We start from the raw sequence: 16,059 nt of genomic DNA, 5'->3' as shown, positions 1-16,059 counted from the left end.
ATGGCGACAATTATGTATCCCGTGACCTATCGACTGACTCAGTACGCCCACGGCGGCGGCTGCGCGTGCAAGATTCCCCCCGGCGAGCTCGAGGAGGTGGTGCGCGGGCTGAGGGCATCCGCGCCGCGCCAGCCGGCCGGTGAGCTGGTGGTGGGCCTCGACAGCGGCGACGACGCCGCGGTCGTGCTGCTCGATCAAGGCACCGCGCTGATCGCGACGACCGACTTCTTCACCCCCGTCGTCGACGATGCCTACGACTGGGGGCGGATCGCGGCCGCCAACGCGCTGTCCGACGTGTACGCGATGGGCGGCCGGCCGGTCGTCGCGCTCAACCTGCTGGGCTGGCCGCGCGACGTGCTGCCGTTCGAGCTGGCTTCCGAGGCGCTGCGCGGCGGGCAGGAGGTGTGCGCGCTGGCGGGCTGCCACCTGGCCGGCGGGCACAGCGTCGACGACCCGGAACCGAAGTATGGGCTGGCGGTCACCGGGATCGCTGACCCAAATCGGTTGCTGCGCAACGACTCCGGCAAACCCGGCACGCCGCTGACACTCACCAAGCCGCTCGGCATCGGCGTGCTGAACAGCAGGCACAAGGCCACCGGGGAACGTTTCGAGCAGGCCATCGAGGCGATGACGACGCTGAACGCCGAGGCGGCCGCCGCGGCGCTGGCCGCCGGCGTCGAATGCGCCACCGACGTAACGGGTTTCGGCCTGCTCGGGCACCTGCACAAGCTGGCGCGGGCCAGCGGCGTGACGGCGGTGATCGACTCGGCCGCGGTGCCCTACCTGGACGGGGCGCGGGAGGCGCTGGCGGCCGGCTACGTCAGCGGGGGCACCCGGCGCAACCTCGACTGGGTCGCCCCGCACGCGGACCTGGCGGCCGTCGGCGAGGACGACGCGCTGCTGCTCGCCGACGCGCAAACCTCGGGCGGTTTGCTGATCGCCGGCGAGATCCCCGGCGCGCCCGTGATCGGGGAGCTGGTGTCCCGCGGCGAGCACACGATCGTGGTGCACTGAGCGGACGGGGCGGCCGCGCGGGCACTAGGGTGAGGGAATGGCACTGTCCAAAGTCTTCCTGGAATGGCCCGTCCTGCGTCAGCTGCGCTCACCGGACAAGTCCGGCCGCGGCTCGGCGGTGACCTCCAAGCACACCCGCGCCGTCACGCCGCGCACGACGACGGCCGACCGGGTGGTGCAGAGCATCTGCCCCTACTGCGCGGTCGGCTGCGGACAACGGGTGTACGTCAAGGACGAGCGGGTGGTCCAGATCGAGGGCGACCCGGATTCGCCGATCTCGCGAGGCCGCTTGTGCCCCAAGGGCGCTGCCAGCGAACAGCTGGTGAACTCGCCGGGCCGGCAGCTGCAGGTGCTCTACCGCGCGCCGCGGGCGACCGAATGGCAGCCCCTCGAGCTGGACACCGCGATCGACATGATCGCCGACCGCTTCGTGGAATCCCGCCGCCACGCCTGGCAGGACATCGACAAGAAGGGCCACCCGCTGCGCCGCACCATGGGCATCGCCGCGCTGGGCGGGGCGACGCTGGACAACGAAGAGAACTACCTGATCAAGAAGCTCTTCACCGCCGCGGGCGCCATCCAGATCGAGAACCAAGCCCGCATTTGACACTCCGCCACGGTTCCCGGTCTGGGAGCCTCCTTCGGGCGCGGCGGCGCCACCCAAACACTGCAAGACATGGCCAACGCCGATTGCATCGTGATCCAGGGCTCCAACATGGCCGAATGCCACCCGGTGGGTTTCCAGTGGGTGGAGGAGGCCCGGGCCCGCGGCGCGCGGGTGATCCACGTCGACCCGCGCTTCACCCGAACCTCGGCGGTGGCCGATAAGCACATCCCGATCCGGGCCGGCTCGGATGTGGTGCTGCTCGGCGCGCTGATCAACCACATCCTGTCCAACGACCTGTGGTTCAAGGAGTACGTCGTCGCGTACACGAACGCGGCGACCATCATCAACGAAAAGTTTAGGGACACCGAGGATTTGAACGGTTTGTTCTCGGGGTTCGACCCGGAGACCGGGCAGTACGACACGTCGACGTGGGCCTACGAGGAGGAAGGGAACGGGCAGATCGAGTCGCCCGGCGGGGGCCACGCCCACGGGGCCACCGCCGCGCAGAGCGGGGCGGGTCACGAGCACGGCAGCGGGGGTCCCCCGCTCGCGCACGCCCGGGTGAAGCGGGACGAAACCCTGCAGCACCCGCGCACCGTCTTCCAGATCGTCAAGCGCCACTACGCCCGCTACACCCCGGAGATGGTCACCGAGGTCTGCGGCATCAGCCGCGCGGACTTCGACTACCTGGCCCGCTCGGTCGTGGAGAACTCCGGGCGCGAGCGCACCACCTGCTTCGCCTATGCCGTCGGCTGGACGCAGCACACCCTGGGGGCCCAATTCATCCGCACCGCAACGATTCTGCAACTCCTGCTCGGCAACGTGGGCCGGCCGGGCGGCGGCATCATGGCGCTGCGCGGGCACGCCAGCATCCAGGGCTCCACCGACATCCCGACGTTGTTCAACCTGCTTCCCGGCTACCTGCCGATGCCCAAGGCGGGCATGCACGACACCCTGGCCGACTACCTCGACGCGGTCGGATCCAAGAAGCAGAAGGGCTTCTGGGCCAACGCCGACGCCTACGCGATCAGCCTGCTCAAGGCGTGGTGGGGCGACGCCGCCACCGAGGACAACGACTGGGCCTACGACTACCTGCCGCGGCTGTCCGGCCCGCACGGCACCTATCAGACCGTGACGGCGATGCTGGCCGACGAGGTGGAGGGCTACTTCCTGCTGGGCCAGAACCCCGCGGTCGGGTCGGCGCACGGGCGGATGCAGCGCCTGGGCATGTCCCACCTCAAGTGGCTGGTGGTCCGCGACCTCAACCTCATCGAGTCGGCCACCTGGTGGAAGGACGGCCCGGAGATCGCCTCGGGCGAACTCAAAACCGAGGACATCGAGACCGAGGTGTTCTTCCTGCCCGCGGCGACGCACGTCGAGAAGGCGGGGTCGTTCACCCAGACTCAGCGGCTGGTGCAGTGGCGGCACAAGGCCGTCGACCCGCCCGGTCAGTGCCAGAGCGAGCTGGCCTTCTTCTACGAGCTGGGAAAGCGGATCAGGCAGCGGCTGGCCGGCTCCACCGACGAGCGCGACCGGCCCCTGCTGGACCTGACGTGGGACTACCCGACCGACGAGAACGGCGAGCCCGACGGGGAGGCGGTGCTCGCCGAGATCAACGGGTACCACGTCGACGGCGCCGACGCGCGACACCCGCTGTCGTCGTACACCGAGCTGCGCGCCGACGGTTCGACCGCCGCCGGATGCTGGATCTACACCGGCGTGTACGCCGATGCCACCAACCAGGCCGCGCGCCGGGTGCCGCACGGCGGGGAGTCCCCGAGCCAAGCGGAGTGGGGCTGGGCGTGGCCCGCCGACCGGCGGATCCTCTACAACCGGGCCTCCGCCGATCCCGACGGCAAGCCGTGGAGCGAGCGCAAGCGCTACGTCTGGTGGGACGCCGAAGCCGGCCGCTGGGTCGGACACGACGTGCCGGACTTCGTCGTCGACCGGGCCCCGGGCAGCCGCCCCGACCCCGACCTCGGCGGCCCGGACGCGCTGGCCGGCGACGACCCGTTCATCATGCAGGCCGACGGCAAGGGGTGGCTGTTCGCGCCGAAGGGACTGGTCGACGGGCCCCTGCCCACGCACTACGAGCCGCAGGAGTCGCCGGTCGCCAACGCGTTGTACCCGCAGCAGCGCAACCCGGGGCGAATCACCTTCCCGCGCAAGGACAATCTGAGCGCGCCCAGCGCCGGGGAGCCCGGGGTCGACGTCTATCCGTACGTGTTCACCACCTACCGGCTCACCGAGCATCACACCGCGGGTGGGATGAGCCGGTGGCTGCCCTACCTGTCGGAGCTGCAACCGGAGATGTTCTGCGAGGTGTCCCCGGAGTTGGCCGCCGAACGCGGCCTCGAACCCTACGGCTGGGCGACGATCGTCTCGCCCCGGGCGGCGATCGAGGCCCGGGTGCTGGTCACCAAACGCCTTGCCCCGCTTGTAATTAAGGGCCGCACGGTGCACCAGATCGGGTTGCCCTACCACTGGGGCGTCGGCGGCGACGCGGTGGTCAGCGGGGACGCGGCCAACGACCTGCTCGGCGTGACGCTCGACCCCAACGTGCAGATCCAGGAGTCCAAGGCCGGCTCGTGCGACATCCGCCCGGGGCGGCGGCCGCAGGGCGAGGAGCTGCTACGGCTGATCGCCGAATACCAGTCCCGCTCCGGGGCCACCACCGAGACCGGCAACGTCCCGATCAGCGATGGCGTCTGGGAAGGGCAAGCCGATGGGTAAGCTGAGCGGACCGACCGACCCGACGCGCGACGCCGGTTGGGCAGAACCCAAGCCGCGCAAGGGGTTTTTCACCGACACCTCGATCTGCATCGGCTGCAAGGCCTGCGAGGTGGCCTGCAAGGAGTGGAACCGCAACCCGCGCGACGGCGACCTGGAGCTGTTGGGTTCGTCCTACGACAACACCGGGGCGCTGGGCGCCAGCACCTGGCGGCACGTGGCGTTCATCGAGCAGGGCCGCGACCGGATCGCCGAGGCGCGCGAATCCGGCCGCGCGCTCATCGATTTGGGCATGCCCGCGCTTCCGGGCGCGCCCGAGCGCCCCGACGTCACGCCGCCGGACACCCCGGAGTTCCGCTGGTTGATGTCGTCGGATGTGTGCAAGCACTGCACCCACGCCGGCTGCCTCGACGTCTGCCCGACGGGCGCGCTGTTTAGGACCGAGTTCGGCACCGTCGTCGTGCAGGACGACGTCTGCAACGGGTGCGGAACGTGCGTGGCGGGTTGCCCCTTCGGCGTCGTCGAGCGGCGCAGCGACGGGACGTACGCGACGCCGGCCCAACGCCCGGACCGTCCCGCCGACAAGCCCGTCACCGGGGTCGCCCAGAAGTGCACCCTGTGCTACGACCGCCTCGTCGACGACCAGATACCGGCGTGCGCCAAGACGTGCCCGACTACGTCGATCAAGTTCGGCGACCACGACGACCTGGTGGTCACTGCGCGGGACAGGGTCGCGCAGCTGCACGCCCGGGGCTTGACCGAGGCCCGCCTCTACGGCGCCAACGAGCACGACGGCGTCGGCGGCACCGGGTCGATCTTCCTGCTGCTCGACGAGCCGGAGGTCTACGGCCTGCCGCCCGACCCGCGCGTGTGCACGGCCGACCTGCCGCAGATGTTCAAACGGGCCGCCATGGCCGCGGCGGGGATGGCCGCCGCCGCGGCGCTGGCCTTCTGGAAGGGTCGATGAACAGCCCATGAGCACTTCGGAATACGACAGCCTGCGCCCGCCGGAGCCCGCCAAGCGCCGCAAGGGCAGGCGGGCGGGCCGCCGTGGCGGCGGCGACGGTGCCCGCGAGATGCCGATGGTTCCCGACGTCGAGTTCAGCTCGTACTACGGGCGCCCGGTGGTCAAGCCCGCGCCCTGGGGACACGAGGTCGCGGCGTATCTGTTCCTGGGCGGTGTGGCCGGCGGATCCGGCCTGCTCGCCGCCGGTGCCCAGCTCACCGGCCGAGACACGCTGCGCCGCAACGCAAGGTTGTCCGCTCTGGTCGCGGTGCTGCTGGGCGCGGTCGCGCTGGTGAAGGACCTGGGCCGGCCGGAGCGCTTCGTGAACATGCTGCGGACGGTGAAGCTGACGTCACCGATGAGCATCGGCTCGTGGATCCTCAGCTTGTTCAGCGCCGGCATCGGGGTGGCCGCCGTCTCCGAGGTCGACCGGATGACCGGCGAGCGAATCCCGTTGGGACCCTTGCGCAACGTTCTGCGCGCGGTCGAGGGACCGGCCGGATTGGAAGCCGCGGTCTTCTCGCCACCGCTCGCCGTCTACACCGCGGTGCTGCTCACCGACACCGCGACCCCGACGTGGAACGCCGCGTACCGGGACCTGCCGTTCGTGTTCGTCAGCTCGGCGAGCCTTGCCGCGTCGGGATTGGCGATGATCACCACCCCGGTCGCCCAGGCCGGCCCCGCGCGCAGGCTGGCCGTCATCGGCGCGATCGGCGACCTGGTCTCCGCCCGGTTCACCGAGCACCGGATGGACCCGGTGACCAGGGAACCCCTTCACCACGGCAGGCCCGGCCGGCTGCTGGCGTGGAGCGAACGGCTGGCCGCCGCGGGCGGTTTGGGCGCATTGCTGGGCGGGCGACATCGCGGCGTCGCCGCCTTGTCCGGCTTGGCATTGCTGTCGGCGTCGGCGATGCTGCGGTTCGGGTTCTTCGAGGCGGGGCTGGAGTCGGCCCGCGATCCCCGCTACACGATCGAGCCGCAGAAGCGCCGGCTCGAGGCGCGCCGCGCCGCCGGCATCACGGGGGACTCGATCACCACCGCGGGCTAATCGGCCACGGCCCGACGGGATTGGTGCCTCGGCGAACGGTTTGTGGGCACCGCCCGCGGGTAACCCCGCCGCTATGACGAATTTTGGCTACACTCTGATGACCGAGCAGAGTGGACCCAAAGACCTTGTGCGGCATGCGGTTTCGGCCGAGGAGGTCGGGTTCGATTTCGAGGTCTGCAGCGACCACTTCACACCGTGGCTGACGTCGCAGGGGCACGCGCCCAACGCGTGGACGGTGCTGGGCGCGGTGGCGCACGCCACCGAGCGGGTGGACCTGTACACCTACGTGACGTGCCCAACCATGCGCTATCACCCCGCGATTGTCGCCCAGCAGGCCGCCACGGTGCAGATTTTGTCCGACGGGCGGTTCACGCTCGGTCTGGGCAGCGGTGAAAACCTCAACGAGCACATCGTCGGCAAGGCCTGGCCGAGCGTCGAGCGCCGGCAAGACATGTTGCGAGAAGCGATCAAGATCATCCGCGAGCTGTTCGGCGGCCAGCTGGTGACCTGGCGCGGCGACTACTTCCAGGTGGACTCGGCACGGTTGTGGGACGTGCCCGACATTCCCGTTGCAATCGGAGTGGCCATGTCCGGGGCGAAGGGCGTCGAGCGGTTCACCAGGCTGGCCGAACACCTGATCGCCGTGGAGCCCGACGGCGAACTGGTCCGCGAGTGGCACGCCGCCCGCCAGGCCGCCAACCTCGCCGGCGGCGGACGCGTGGTCGGCCAGATACCGGTGTGCTGGGACCCCGACCGCGACACCGCCGTCCAGCGCGCCCACGACCAATTCCGCTGGTTCGCCGGCGGCTGGAAGGTCAACGCGGACCTGCCCACGCCGGCCGGTTTCGCCGGCGCCACCCAGTTTGTGCGCCCCGAGGACGTCGCCGAAAGCATCCCGTGCGGCCCGGACCTCGACGCGATCGTCGACGCGGTGCGGGCCTACTGGGAGGCCGGGTTCACCGACATCGCGCTGGTCCAGATCGGCGGCGACTCCCAGGAGCTGTTCCTCAAGGAGGCCGCGCAGCCTTTGCTCGAGGCGCTGCGCAGCGCGTCCGGCTGATCGTGCGTTTGGGCGCGCCGCGCCGGGGTACCCGAGGGCCCATAGTGGCCCCCGGCTACCACCGGCGGCTTGACGGAAAAACAACGACCGCGGACAGGGCAAGAGGCGGCCTGCAAGGTCCTGCAAGGTACTGCGCCGCAGCAGGTTTGCGCTCGATCCCGTTCCGCGGCGCAGGGAGTCGACAATGAGTGATCGATCCAGCAATGCCCCCGCGCCGTTGGTGAGGGCGCTCGCGGGTGCGAGCTTCGGGCTCGGCCTCGCCGAATTGGCGGCGCCCGGGAAAGTTGCTGCGGTGGCCGGCGTGGACGACACCAGGCTGTCGCGCCGGGTCATCCGCGCGCTGGGGGCGCGCGAGTGCGGCCACGGCGCGGCGCTGGTGGCCGGCCCGGACAGGCTGGTCTGGACGAGGGTGGCCGGCGATGCCCTGGACGTGGCGCTGCTGGCCGCCGGGGTGGCCGCCCGCGGCCCGGGGCGCCGCCGCCGGGGGGCGATCATGGGCCTGGTCCTGGGCGCGATCGGCGCCGCCGACCTCTACGCGGCGTTGCGCACCACCGGCGGCGGTCCGCGGGGCGGGGGACGCCACGCCGACGCGGCGCGCCACCGCACCCTGCGCGCCGCGATCACGGTCCGGCGCCCGGTCGAGGACGTCTACGGCTTCTGGCGAGACCTGGAGAACCTGCCCAGCTTCATGCACCACCTGCAGTCGGTCACCGCCGGCGCCGACGGACGATCGCAGTGGGTGGCCAACGCGCCGGTCGGCCGGCCGGTGCGGTGGGAAGCCCAGCTCACCGAGGACCAGCCCAACAAGCGGATCGCCTGGCAGTCGCTGCCGGATTTTTCGATCCACAACGGAGGCAGCGTCGAGTTCACGCCCGCCGCGACCGGTGAAGGCACCGAGGTCCGCGTTCAGATCGGCTACGAGATCCCGGGCGGCGCGCTCGGCAAGGCCGTGGCGAGTCTGTTCGGCGAATCGCCCGAGCAACAGGTCAACGACGACCTCCGGCGATTCAAGCAAATGCTCGAAACCGGGCAGGTGGTGCGCTCTGACGGCTCCCCGGAGGGAACCGTCGCGGGCCGGCAGATGCATCAGCGACCCGCACAACCGACCCGTGAAGGAGCCACGGCATGAGGGCAACCGTTTACTCGGGCCGCAACAGCGTTGAGGTGCAATCGGTCCCGGATCCCAAGATCCTCAACGACCGTGACGCCATCGTGCGCGTCACCTCCACCGCGATCTGCGGTTCCGACCTGCACCTGTACGACGGGTACATCCCGACGGTCAAGCGCGGTGACGTGCTGGGCCACGAATTCATGGGCGAGGTCGTCGAGGTCGGCAAGGGGGTGCACAACCTTGCGGTCGGCGACCGGGTGGTGGTGCCGTTCCCGATCGCCTGCGGGGCATGCTCGGCCTGCGAGCGTGAGCTGTTCTCGCTGTGCGAGAACTCCAACCCCAACGCCGGCATTGCCGAGAAGTTCATGGGCCATTCCCCGGCGGGCCTGTTCGGCTATTCGCACATGCTGGGCGGATTTGCCGGCGGCCAAGCCGAATACGCGCGGGTGCCCTTCGCCGACGTCGGTCCTTTGAAGATCGACGACGACCTGACCGACGACCAGGTGCTGTTCTTGTCGGACATCTTGCCGACCGGCTACATGGGTGCCGAAATGTGTGACATCCAGCCGGGCCAGCTGGTGGCGGTGTGGGGCGCCGGCCCGGTCGGCCTGTTCGCGATCATGAGCGCGTTCTTGCTGGGCGCGTCGAAAGTCATTGCCGTCGACCGGGTTCCGTATCGCTTGGAGCTGGCCGAAAAGGTGGGCGCGACCCCGGTCAACTTTGCCGAGACGTCGGTGCTCGAGGAGCTGCAGGACATGACCGCCGGGCGCGGGCCGGACCACTGCATCGACGCCGCCGGCATGGAAGCCCGCAACGCATCGGCGCCGCTGGACGCATACGACCGCGTCAAGCAGGCCATGCGGTTGGAAACCGAACGCCCACACGCACTTCGGGAAGCGGCCATGAGTTGCCGCAACGGTGGAACGCTGTCCATCATCGGGGTGTACGGCGGCCTGATGGACAAGTTTCCCATCGGCGCGGTCATGAACCGTTCGCTGACCATCAGGACCGGCCAATGCCACGTGCAGCGCTACATGCGTCCGCTGCTGGACCGGATACGCAGGGGCGACATCGACCCCACGATCGTCATCAGCCACCATCTGCGGCTCGACCAGGCTCCGCACGGCTACGAAATCTTCAAGCGCAAGCAGGACGGCTGCACGAAGGTCGTCATGAACCCCTAACCCCGAAGGGAGTACCGCGATGTCAAATGAATTGCAAGGCATAAAGATCGCGATCCTGGCAGCCGATGGCGTGGAAAAGGTGGAACTCGAGCAACCGCGCGAGGCGCTCGAACGGGCGGGCGCCCAAGTCCAGCTGCTGTCACTGAAGGCCGGTCAAATCCAGGCCCGTAACCACGACCTGGAGCCGGCCGGCGCTTTCGACGTCGACCGCGAGGTTTCCGACGCTTCGGTGGGGGAGTTCGACGGTCTGGTGCTTCCCGGCGGCACGGTGAACCCGGACAAGCTGCGGCTAAACGATTCCGCCGTGTCGTTCGTGCGCGACTTCGTGGTATCGGGAAAGCCCGTCGCCGCGATCTGCCACGGTCCCTGGACGCTGGTCGAGGCCGGCGTTGCGGTGGGGCGAACGCTGACGTCGTACCCGAGCATCCGCACCGACCTGCGCAACGCCGGCGCGCACGTGGTGGACGAAGAGGTGGTGGTGGACGGCAATCTGATCACCAGTCGCTCGCCCTCGGACCTTCCGGCGTTCTCCGATACGCTCGTCAAACAACTGGAACACGCCACCACGGGATAACCGAGGAACGGCGCAAACTGCCCCGTTTCAACGGGCCGGTTTGCGGGCATTACATAGGCCAAGCCGTGGGCCGCCACGGCGGTCCTTAAAGGCTTACGAAAGGCCGACGTTGACAACAACCTACCCCGAACCCACCATCTCGGTAAGGCACAACGTGTACCAGCCTCAAGAAGACTCTCGGTTGCTGGTGGACGCGATGCACAACACGGCACTCATGCCGGGACGGCGGGTTTTGGACCTGTGTACGGGCAGCGGATTCGTGGCGATGGCCGCGGCCGAAATGGGTTGTTCCAGCGTGACCGCCTTCGACATCTGCCCGGAAGCGGTGCGCTGCGCCCAGACCAACGCCGCGCTGGCCGGTGTGGCGGTCGACGTCCGCGCGGGATCGTGGATGGACGCGGTCGACTGCGCACCCTTCGACGTCGTGGTGGCGAATCCCCCGTACGTCCCGGTCCCACCGGACGACGACTCGGCCCTCATCGGCCCGGGGGCGGGCCCGTCGTGGGCCTGGAACGCCGGATCCGATGGGCGCCTGATCCTCGACCCGCTGTGCGAAGCGGCCCCAAAGCTGCTGTGCGACGGGGGATCCCTGCTGCTCGTACACTCGGCGATCGCCGGCGTCCAACCATCGCTGGATCGCCTGAAGTGGGCCGGTATGCAAGCCGAAGTCATTGCCTCCATGTGGATTCCATTTGGCCCGGTGATGTCGGTGCGGGCGCGGTGGCTGGAGGAGATCGGCCGGATCCCGACGGGGCGCCGCGAAGAGGAACTCGTCGTGATCCGGGCCGACAAGCCATGACGACCACTCGGGTACAGGTGGTGCCCAACGGGCCCGTCCTGGTCTCCGGGCCGGTGCGCATCGAGACGCCCGGCGGGGACGTCGTCGAGTCGGATCGGTTCATGGTGGCCATCTGCACCTGCCGGCGCAGCCAAAACTATCCGTTGTGCGACACCAGCCATCGGCGCTGCCGCACCATGAAAAAGGACGCGCGGATGTCTAGTCCAGCTGGTCGAGCGGCCGCCGCAACGACGTCCGATCCTGCTTCCACGACTCCATAAGCCGGTCAGCCAAACGGTTTTCGACCGCGGCGTGTGCGCGGATCCCGAACACCACGTCCGCGTCGAGATCGGGCTCCTTTGCCACGAGATCACCGACGACGTCGCGGCGCACCACTTGCTCGTGGACGGCGTCGGCTTCGACGTGCTCGCTGTAGAAACCGATGCAGGCGGCCGGCGCCTGCATCCGCATTAGCGCCTGAACCATCCGCCGCGATCCCGGCGGGGAGGTGATCTCCGTCGAGGCGAAATGCCCGATCGCGGCGCCACGCAGCGACCGGTGCAGCCCGAACATCGACATCAGGTTCACCGCCGCCAACGCCTCGGCGGGGACGGCGTCGAGGTAGGCGAGATACGTCGAATCCAGGCCGGCCGCCGTCATGAGATCGGCGAACAGCTGCTGGTGCAGCCGCGGTCCCTGACCGGCGCCGTACTCGTCGAACTCGATGGCCACGAAGGCCGCCTTGGCGGTACCCGTCAGCCGGGGGATCGCCCAGGCGTGCGGATCGCCCTCTTTGAGGTGATAGACCGAGCGGTGCACGAAGTACTCGCGCATCTGTTGCCAGGTTCCCGTGTCACGCAAAAAGTACGACGGGCCGGTGCCGTCGGGCGGTTCGACGCAAAGGGCCTCCATCTCGGTGGCCGCGGTGCGGCCGGGTTCGATGGGACCGACGTCGCGCCGCACGCCGGCCAAGAAGACCCGTTCCAGCTCCGCGCGCAATCCCAGCAGCGCGGGATTCCACTCCCAGCTCGGATCGACGCCGGCGAAGCCGCGATAGTGCAGCTCGTAGCACATCGACAGCGCCAGTTGAAGATCCAGACCGTAGGGATCGGAATCCCGCACGGAGGCGCCGATGCGAGCGAGGTGGTCACGGGAGGGCGGCCCGGTCAGCGCGTGGCGGACCGCCGTGGATAGCGGGCCGTGCGCTGCCGGCAGGGCGGGCGCGGCCGTGATTGATGCGCGGGTCACGCCGGCGAGTACCCCGCATTCGGGCCCCGCAAACGGATCTTCGGGCGTCATTGGTCCTCCGCGGTCAGGCCGAAGGTGATGTCGACCGTCGTGCCGGTCGGGCTGCTGTCCAGCTCCATGGTTTTACTCAGCGCCCTCATCAACAGCAGCCCGCGCCCGCTGTTACCGGGGTTGGCGGCCGGTGTTTTCCACGAACCGGAATCGGTGATGCGCGTCCGGACCTCGCCGTCGGCGATGCTGGCTTCGATCAGCATCGTCCCGACCCCGTGCCCCCGGTAGGCGTGCTCGACGCAGTTGGTGCACGCTTCGTTGACGACCAGCACGATGTCGCCGGCCTGCGCATCCCGCACGCCGTGGACCCGCATCCACGCGGTCAGCCGGTGCCGGACGTCGACCAATTGGTCGGCGGTGGCGGCGCTTTCGATGCGAAGGTGTGTCGGCTGGTGGCGGTAGATCACCATCGCGACGTCGTCGTCGTACCCCGACGCCGGGGCCAGTGCGCTCACCACGGCGGCGGGAACCTCGTCCAGTGGCAGCTGCATTGTTTCCACCAAAACGTCTGCGGCGCGGGCGATTCCGATGTCGATCGACTCGTGCTTACGCTCAACCAGGCCGTCGGTGAACAGCATCAGCGTCGAGCCGGCCGGCAGCACCAGGGAGGCTTGCGGGCGCGGTTCGGCCCGGCGGACCGCAAGCGGCACCGACACGGCGTCGGTCAGCACGCTGGTGCGCGCCGGGGCGGGTCCGGCCAGCATGGCCGGCATGTGGCCGGCGTTGCTGTACTGCATGACCCCCGAATAGGTATCGAGGATCGCCAGGAAGACGGTGGTGCAGTACGCATTCGGGATCAGCGACGCCGCCGAGTCGAGTTGCTCGAGCAACACCGCCGGCTCGGCGCCGGTGATCAGCAGCGCGCGCGCCGAACTTCGCAACTGACCCATGATCGCGGCCGCCGGTAGGCCGCGACCCACGCAGTCGCCGACCACGATGCCGATGCGGTGGTCGCCGATCGGCAACACGTCATACCAGTCGCCGCCGATCTCCAGCGGCGGAACCGCCGGTTCGTAGCGGACCGCGAAACCCGCGGGCGGCTCGACCGAGGGCAGCATCGTGCGCTGCAGGGTCAGCGAGGTTTCCCGCGCGCTCTCGAACTGGCGCACGTGCTGCATCGCCAGGCTGAGGTGCCCGATGAGCACCGTGACCAGCAGCCGATCCTCCGCGCTGACCCAGCGGGGCGCGCGAAGCTCGAGCCACAGCGCGAGGTCACCGGTGCCAGACAGCACCGCGACCAATCCCTGTGCCTTGCCGGGGTTTTCGGGCCGCTCGGCCGTCTTTGCCGTCAGCGGCAGCTGGTGACGGGCGTCCTGGAAGGTCTTCTTCAGCCAGGGATCCATTCTGCGCCAGGAGGTTTCGATCGGCGGGCCCGCGACCTGGACGGTCGGATCGCCGTCGCCGCTGGGCCAGGAGACGGCGATGACACGGTGGACGTCGATCGCGGTGCGGCACTCTTCCAAGGTGATCGACAACAGCTCGGTCACGGTCTTGGCCACCGCCACCGCCGTGGCCAGCCGCAAGACGGCGCTTTCCCGGGCCGCGAAGGCCCGTTCGGCGGTGATGTCCCGCACGGTCCCCACGTAGACGTCGCGGTCGCTGCCGGTTTCCTTGACCGCGTTGATGCTGACCTTCACCCAGGCGATGTGACCGTCTCGGTGCCGGATCGGCGTCTCGTACTCGGCGCGGCCGATGGTCCCGACCAGCGATTGTTGTTCGCGCGCGGCCCTTTTGTCGACGAGCCAGGGGTGCGGCCACCGGTAGGGCAGGCCCTCGGCGGGGTAGCCGACGATCTGAATGAAGGCGTCGTTGACCTCGATCACCGCGCCCTCGTGGTCGGCGACGAAGAAGCCTTCCTGCAGCGAATTCACCAGGGCGGTTCGGAATTTGTCCCGGTCGGCCAGCCCCTCGGCGCGGGCCCGTTGCTCCTCGTAGCGCCTGGTCCCGTCGAGAAATCCGCGCGTGACCACGTCCAGGGGTGCCAGCGTCTGCAAAAGGAATTCCAGCGCCGTCGGCCTGTCGATCGGATAGGCCCCGGCCAATTCCTGAACCAGGCGGAAATGGTGCTCGACGATGGCGAGCATGCTGATTTGTTCCTGCAGGGCGCGGCGTCCGAGCTCGTTGCCGACGGCCAGCGTGTCCTCGTCGCCCGCGTCCAGGTAGGCGCGCAACGCGGCGGTGTATCGGACCCGGAAGTCGTCGCTGGCGCTCATGGGAGGGCTCCGCGGTGACGTGCCACCAACACCATCGCATCGTCGGTTTCCTTGGCGTCCTTGCTGAGTAGCTCTTCGGCGATGACGACAGCGGGAGCCGCGAAGTCGATGTGGTTCAGGAAGTGCTCGGCGATGCCGTCGGTGCTTATCACGACCAGGTCGCCGGTGCGGATCGGAAGCACCTGCGCCTGCCTGATTTCCGGTATGCGGTAGCCGACGATCCCGGCGGTCAGCCGCGCGCTGGAGCGGACCTGGACGCCGGTCGGCGCCTTGGCCAGCAGATCGGCGGTGACGTTGCCGACGCCGGTCCACTCCAGTGTGTTGGTGGCGAAGTCCACCCGCGCCAACGTCATGGCGACGCCTCTGGTGCCGGCAAGCACGCGGTGGCACTGCTGAACCAGGACTTCGAGCCGCTCGGAGCCGGCGCCCCGGACGGTGTTGACGGCGCGCACGGCGGCGGCCGCGGCGTCCGGCCCGTGGCCGAGGCCGTCCACCACTCCGAAAAGGGCCGCCGCACCGTCGATGTCGACGGCGATGCCACGGTCGCCCGAGGTGTGCTCGCTGGGCAGCGGGCGACCCGCCTTTGCCCACTCCATCGGCCCTAGCCGGCCGTGCTCATGCATGGTCAGCCACGGGCCGGAACCCACTTCCACATCTCGACGACCGTCCCGTGGCCCAGCGCGGAGTCGATGACCAGTCGGTCCATCAGCCGGCGGGCTCCGGGCAGTCCCAGGCCGAGCCCGCGACCGGTCGAATATCCGTCCTCGAGCGCGCGTTCGACGTCGGCGATGCCCGGGCCGTCGTCCTCGGCGCGTACCACCAGCGCCTTGCGACCCTCCCGCTCGGCCACCGTGACGCGGACGGCGCCGCGCCCGGCGTAGCTCGTTATGTTGCGGGCGATCTCCGAGATTGCGGTGGCGATCATCGTGACGTCGGTCAGCGAAAAACCGAGATCCAGTGCGAGCTGGTGTCCGGCTTTGCGGGCGGCGACGATGTCGTCGGGGTTATGAATGTTGACGACGATGTCACCCACCACCGTCGTGCCCGATCGTCGATTTACCCACGCCGCCTTGACGATTCAACAAAGCAAGGCCCTCTTCGAGGTCCAGCGCCGTCTTCATGTCGTCGAACGCCAAGCCGAGCTGGACCATCGCGAAGGCCACCTCCGGCTGCAGGCCGACGATCACGGTGTCCGCGCCGCGCAACCTGGTCATGTGGGCGATGGTGCGCAGCGATCGGGCGGCGAACGAGTCCATCACGTCGATGGCGGTGACGTCGACGATGATCCCCTGCGCGCGGAATCGGCTGACCTGCTCCATGAGGTCGTACCGCAGCCGCTCGGTATCGGAGTCCGACAGCGCGGCCTGCACCGTGGCGATCAAAATCGAGCCCTGTTTCAGGATGGGGACTGGCATACGGTGCTCGTGTTGGTCGT

At 69.2% G+C, this 16,059-nt stretch carries 15 protein-coding genes; 10 read left to right on the top strand and 5 right to left on the bottom strand.

Features of this window, described 5'->3' with window-relative positions; genetic code table 11:
• Positions 1-12: 12 nt before the first annotated feature.
• The 10 genes from selD to AWC19_RS03425 all read left to right on the top strand — a co-directional run bounded on the left by selD (position 13) and on the right by AWC19_RS03425 (position 11,393).
• Complete coding sequence (selD, locus tag AWC19_RS03475; RefSeq protein WP_276042939.1) at positions 13-1,014, top strand: selenide, water dikinase SelD; 1,002 nt, start codon at positions 13-15, stop codon at positions 1,012-1,014.
• A 37-nt stretch (positions 1,015-1,051) separates the two neighbouring features.
• Complete coding sequence (fdh, locus tag AWC19_RS03465; RefSeq protein ID WP_142280948.1) at positions 1,052-4,354, top strand: formate dehydrogenase; 3,303 nt, start codon at positions 1,052-1,054, stop codon at positions 4,352-4,354.
• Complete coding sequence (locus tag AWC19_RS03460) at positions 4,347-5,318, top strand: 4Fe-4S dicluster domain-containing protein (RefSeq protein WP_085076693.1); 972 nt, start codon at positions 4,347-4,349, stop codon at positions 5,316-5,318. The genes fdh and AWC19_RS03460 overlap by 8 nt, the downstream gene beginning before the upstream one ends.
• Positions 5,319-5,325: 7 nt before the next feature.
• A complete protein-coding gene (gene nrfD, locus AWC19_RS03455; RefSeq protein WP_085076692.1) occupies positions 5,326-6,405 on the top strand; it encodes an NrfD/PsrC family molybdoenzyme membrane anchor subunit in 1,080 nt (359 codons plus the stop codon).
• 73 nt (positions 6,406-6,478) lie between these two features.
• The gene (locus AWC19_RS03450) at positions 6,479-7,465 is read left to right on the top strand and encodes an LLM class F420-dependent oxidoreductase (protein WP_085076691.1); all 987 of its coding nucleotides are present in this window, start codon (positions 6,479-6,481) and stop codon (positions 7,463-7,465) included.
• 184 nt (positions 7,466-7,649) lie between these two features.
• Positions 7,650-8,594, top strand: coding sequence for an SRPBCC family protein (locus AWC19_RS03445; RefSeq protein WP_085076690.1), 945 nt, complete (start codon positions 7,650-7,652; stop codon positions 8,592-8,594).
• Positions 8,591-9,760, top strand: a complete 1,170-nt coding sequence (locus AWC19_RS03440) for a zinc-dependent alcohol dehydrogenase (protein ID WP_085076689.1) — start codon at positions 8,591-8,593, stop codon at positions 9,758-9,760. The genes AWC19_RS03445 and AWC19_RS03440 overlap by 4 nt, the downstream gene beginning before the upstream one ends.
• A 19-nt stretch (positions 9,761-9,779) precedes the next feature.
• Positions 9,780-10,334 (top strand): type 1 glutamine amidotransferase domain-containing protein, encoded by a 555-nt coding sequence (locus tag AWC19_RS03435; RefSeq protein WP_085076688.1) that lies wholly within the window; start codon positions 9,780-9,782, stop codon positions 10,332-10,334.
• A gap of 109 nt (positions 10,335-10,443) precedes the next feature.
• Positions 10,444-11,133 carry a HemK2/MTQ2 family protein methyltransferase gene (locus AWC19_RS03430; RefSeq protein WP_085076687.1) on the top strand — a complete coding sequence of 230 codons (690 nt, stop codon included), beginning with the start codon at positions 10,444-10,446 and terminating at the stop codon, positions 11,131-11,133.
• The gene (locus tag AWC19_RS03425; protein WP_085076686.1) at positions 11,130-11,393 is read left to right on the top strand and encodes a CDGSH iron-sulfur domain-containing protein; all 264 of its coding nucleotides are present in this window, start codon (positions 11,130-11,132) and stop codon (positions 11,391-11,393) included. The genes AWC19_RS03430 and AWC19_RS03425 overlap by 4 nt, the downstream gene beginning before the upstream one ends.
• Here AWC19_RS03425 and AWC19_RS03420 read toward each other — a convergent pair.
• From AWC19_RS03420 to AWC19_RS03400, 5 genes are read right to left on the bottom strand one after another with little or no spacing between them, the layout of a single operon-like run.
• On the bottom strand, positions 11,332-12,360 hold the full coding sequence (locus AWC19_RS03420; protein ID WP_085076746.1) for an iron-containing redox enzyme family protein: 1,029 nt from the start codon (positions 12,358-12,360) through the stop codon (positions 11,332-11,334). The two genes, AWC19_RS03425 and AWC19_RS03420, sit on opposite strands and share 62 nt — an antisense overlap.
• Positions 12,361-12,407: 47 nt before the next feature.
• Entirely contained in the window at positions 12,408-14,624 is a 2,217-nt protein-coding gene (locus tag AWC19_RS03415) for a SpoIIE family protein phosphatase (RefSeq protein ID WP_085076685.1), read from the bottom strand.
• A complete protein-coding gene (locus AWC19_RS03410) occupies positions 14,621-15,247 on the bottom strand; it encodes a SpoIIE family protein phosphatase (protein ID WP_085076745.1) in 627 nt (208 codons plus the stop codon). The genes AWC19_RS03415 and AWC19_RS03410 overlap by 4 nt, the downstream gene beginning before the upstream one ends.
• A gap of 2 nt (positions 15,248-15,249) precedes the next feature.
• Positions 15,250-15,660, bottom strand: coding sequence for an ATP-binding protein (locus tag AWC19_RS03405; RefSeq protein ID WP_085076684.1), 411 nt, complete (start codon positions 15,658-15,660; stop codon positions 15,250-15,252).
• Positions 15,650-16,039 carry an STAS domain-containing protein gene (locus AWC19_RS03400; RefSeq protein WP_085076683.1) on the bottom strand — a complete coding sequence of 130 codons (390 nt, stop codon included), beginning with the start codon at positions 16,037-16,039 and terminating at the stop codon, positions 15,650-15,652. The genes AWC19_RS03405 and AWC19_RS03400 overlap by 11 nt, the downstream gene beginning before the upstream one ends.
• Positions 16,040-16,059 lie beyond the last annotated feature (20 nt).

Source organism: Mycobacterium palustre (assembly GCF_002101785.1).
Lineage (GTDB): Bacteria > Actinomycetota > Actinomycetes > Mycobacteriales > Mycobacteriaceae > Mycobacterium > Mycobacterium palustre.
Note: the sequence above shows the minus strand (reverse complement) of the source record. Positions and strands in the feature narration are given on the sequence as shown.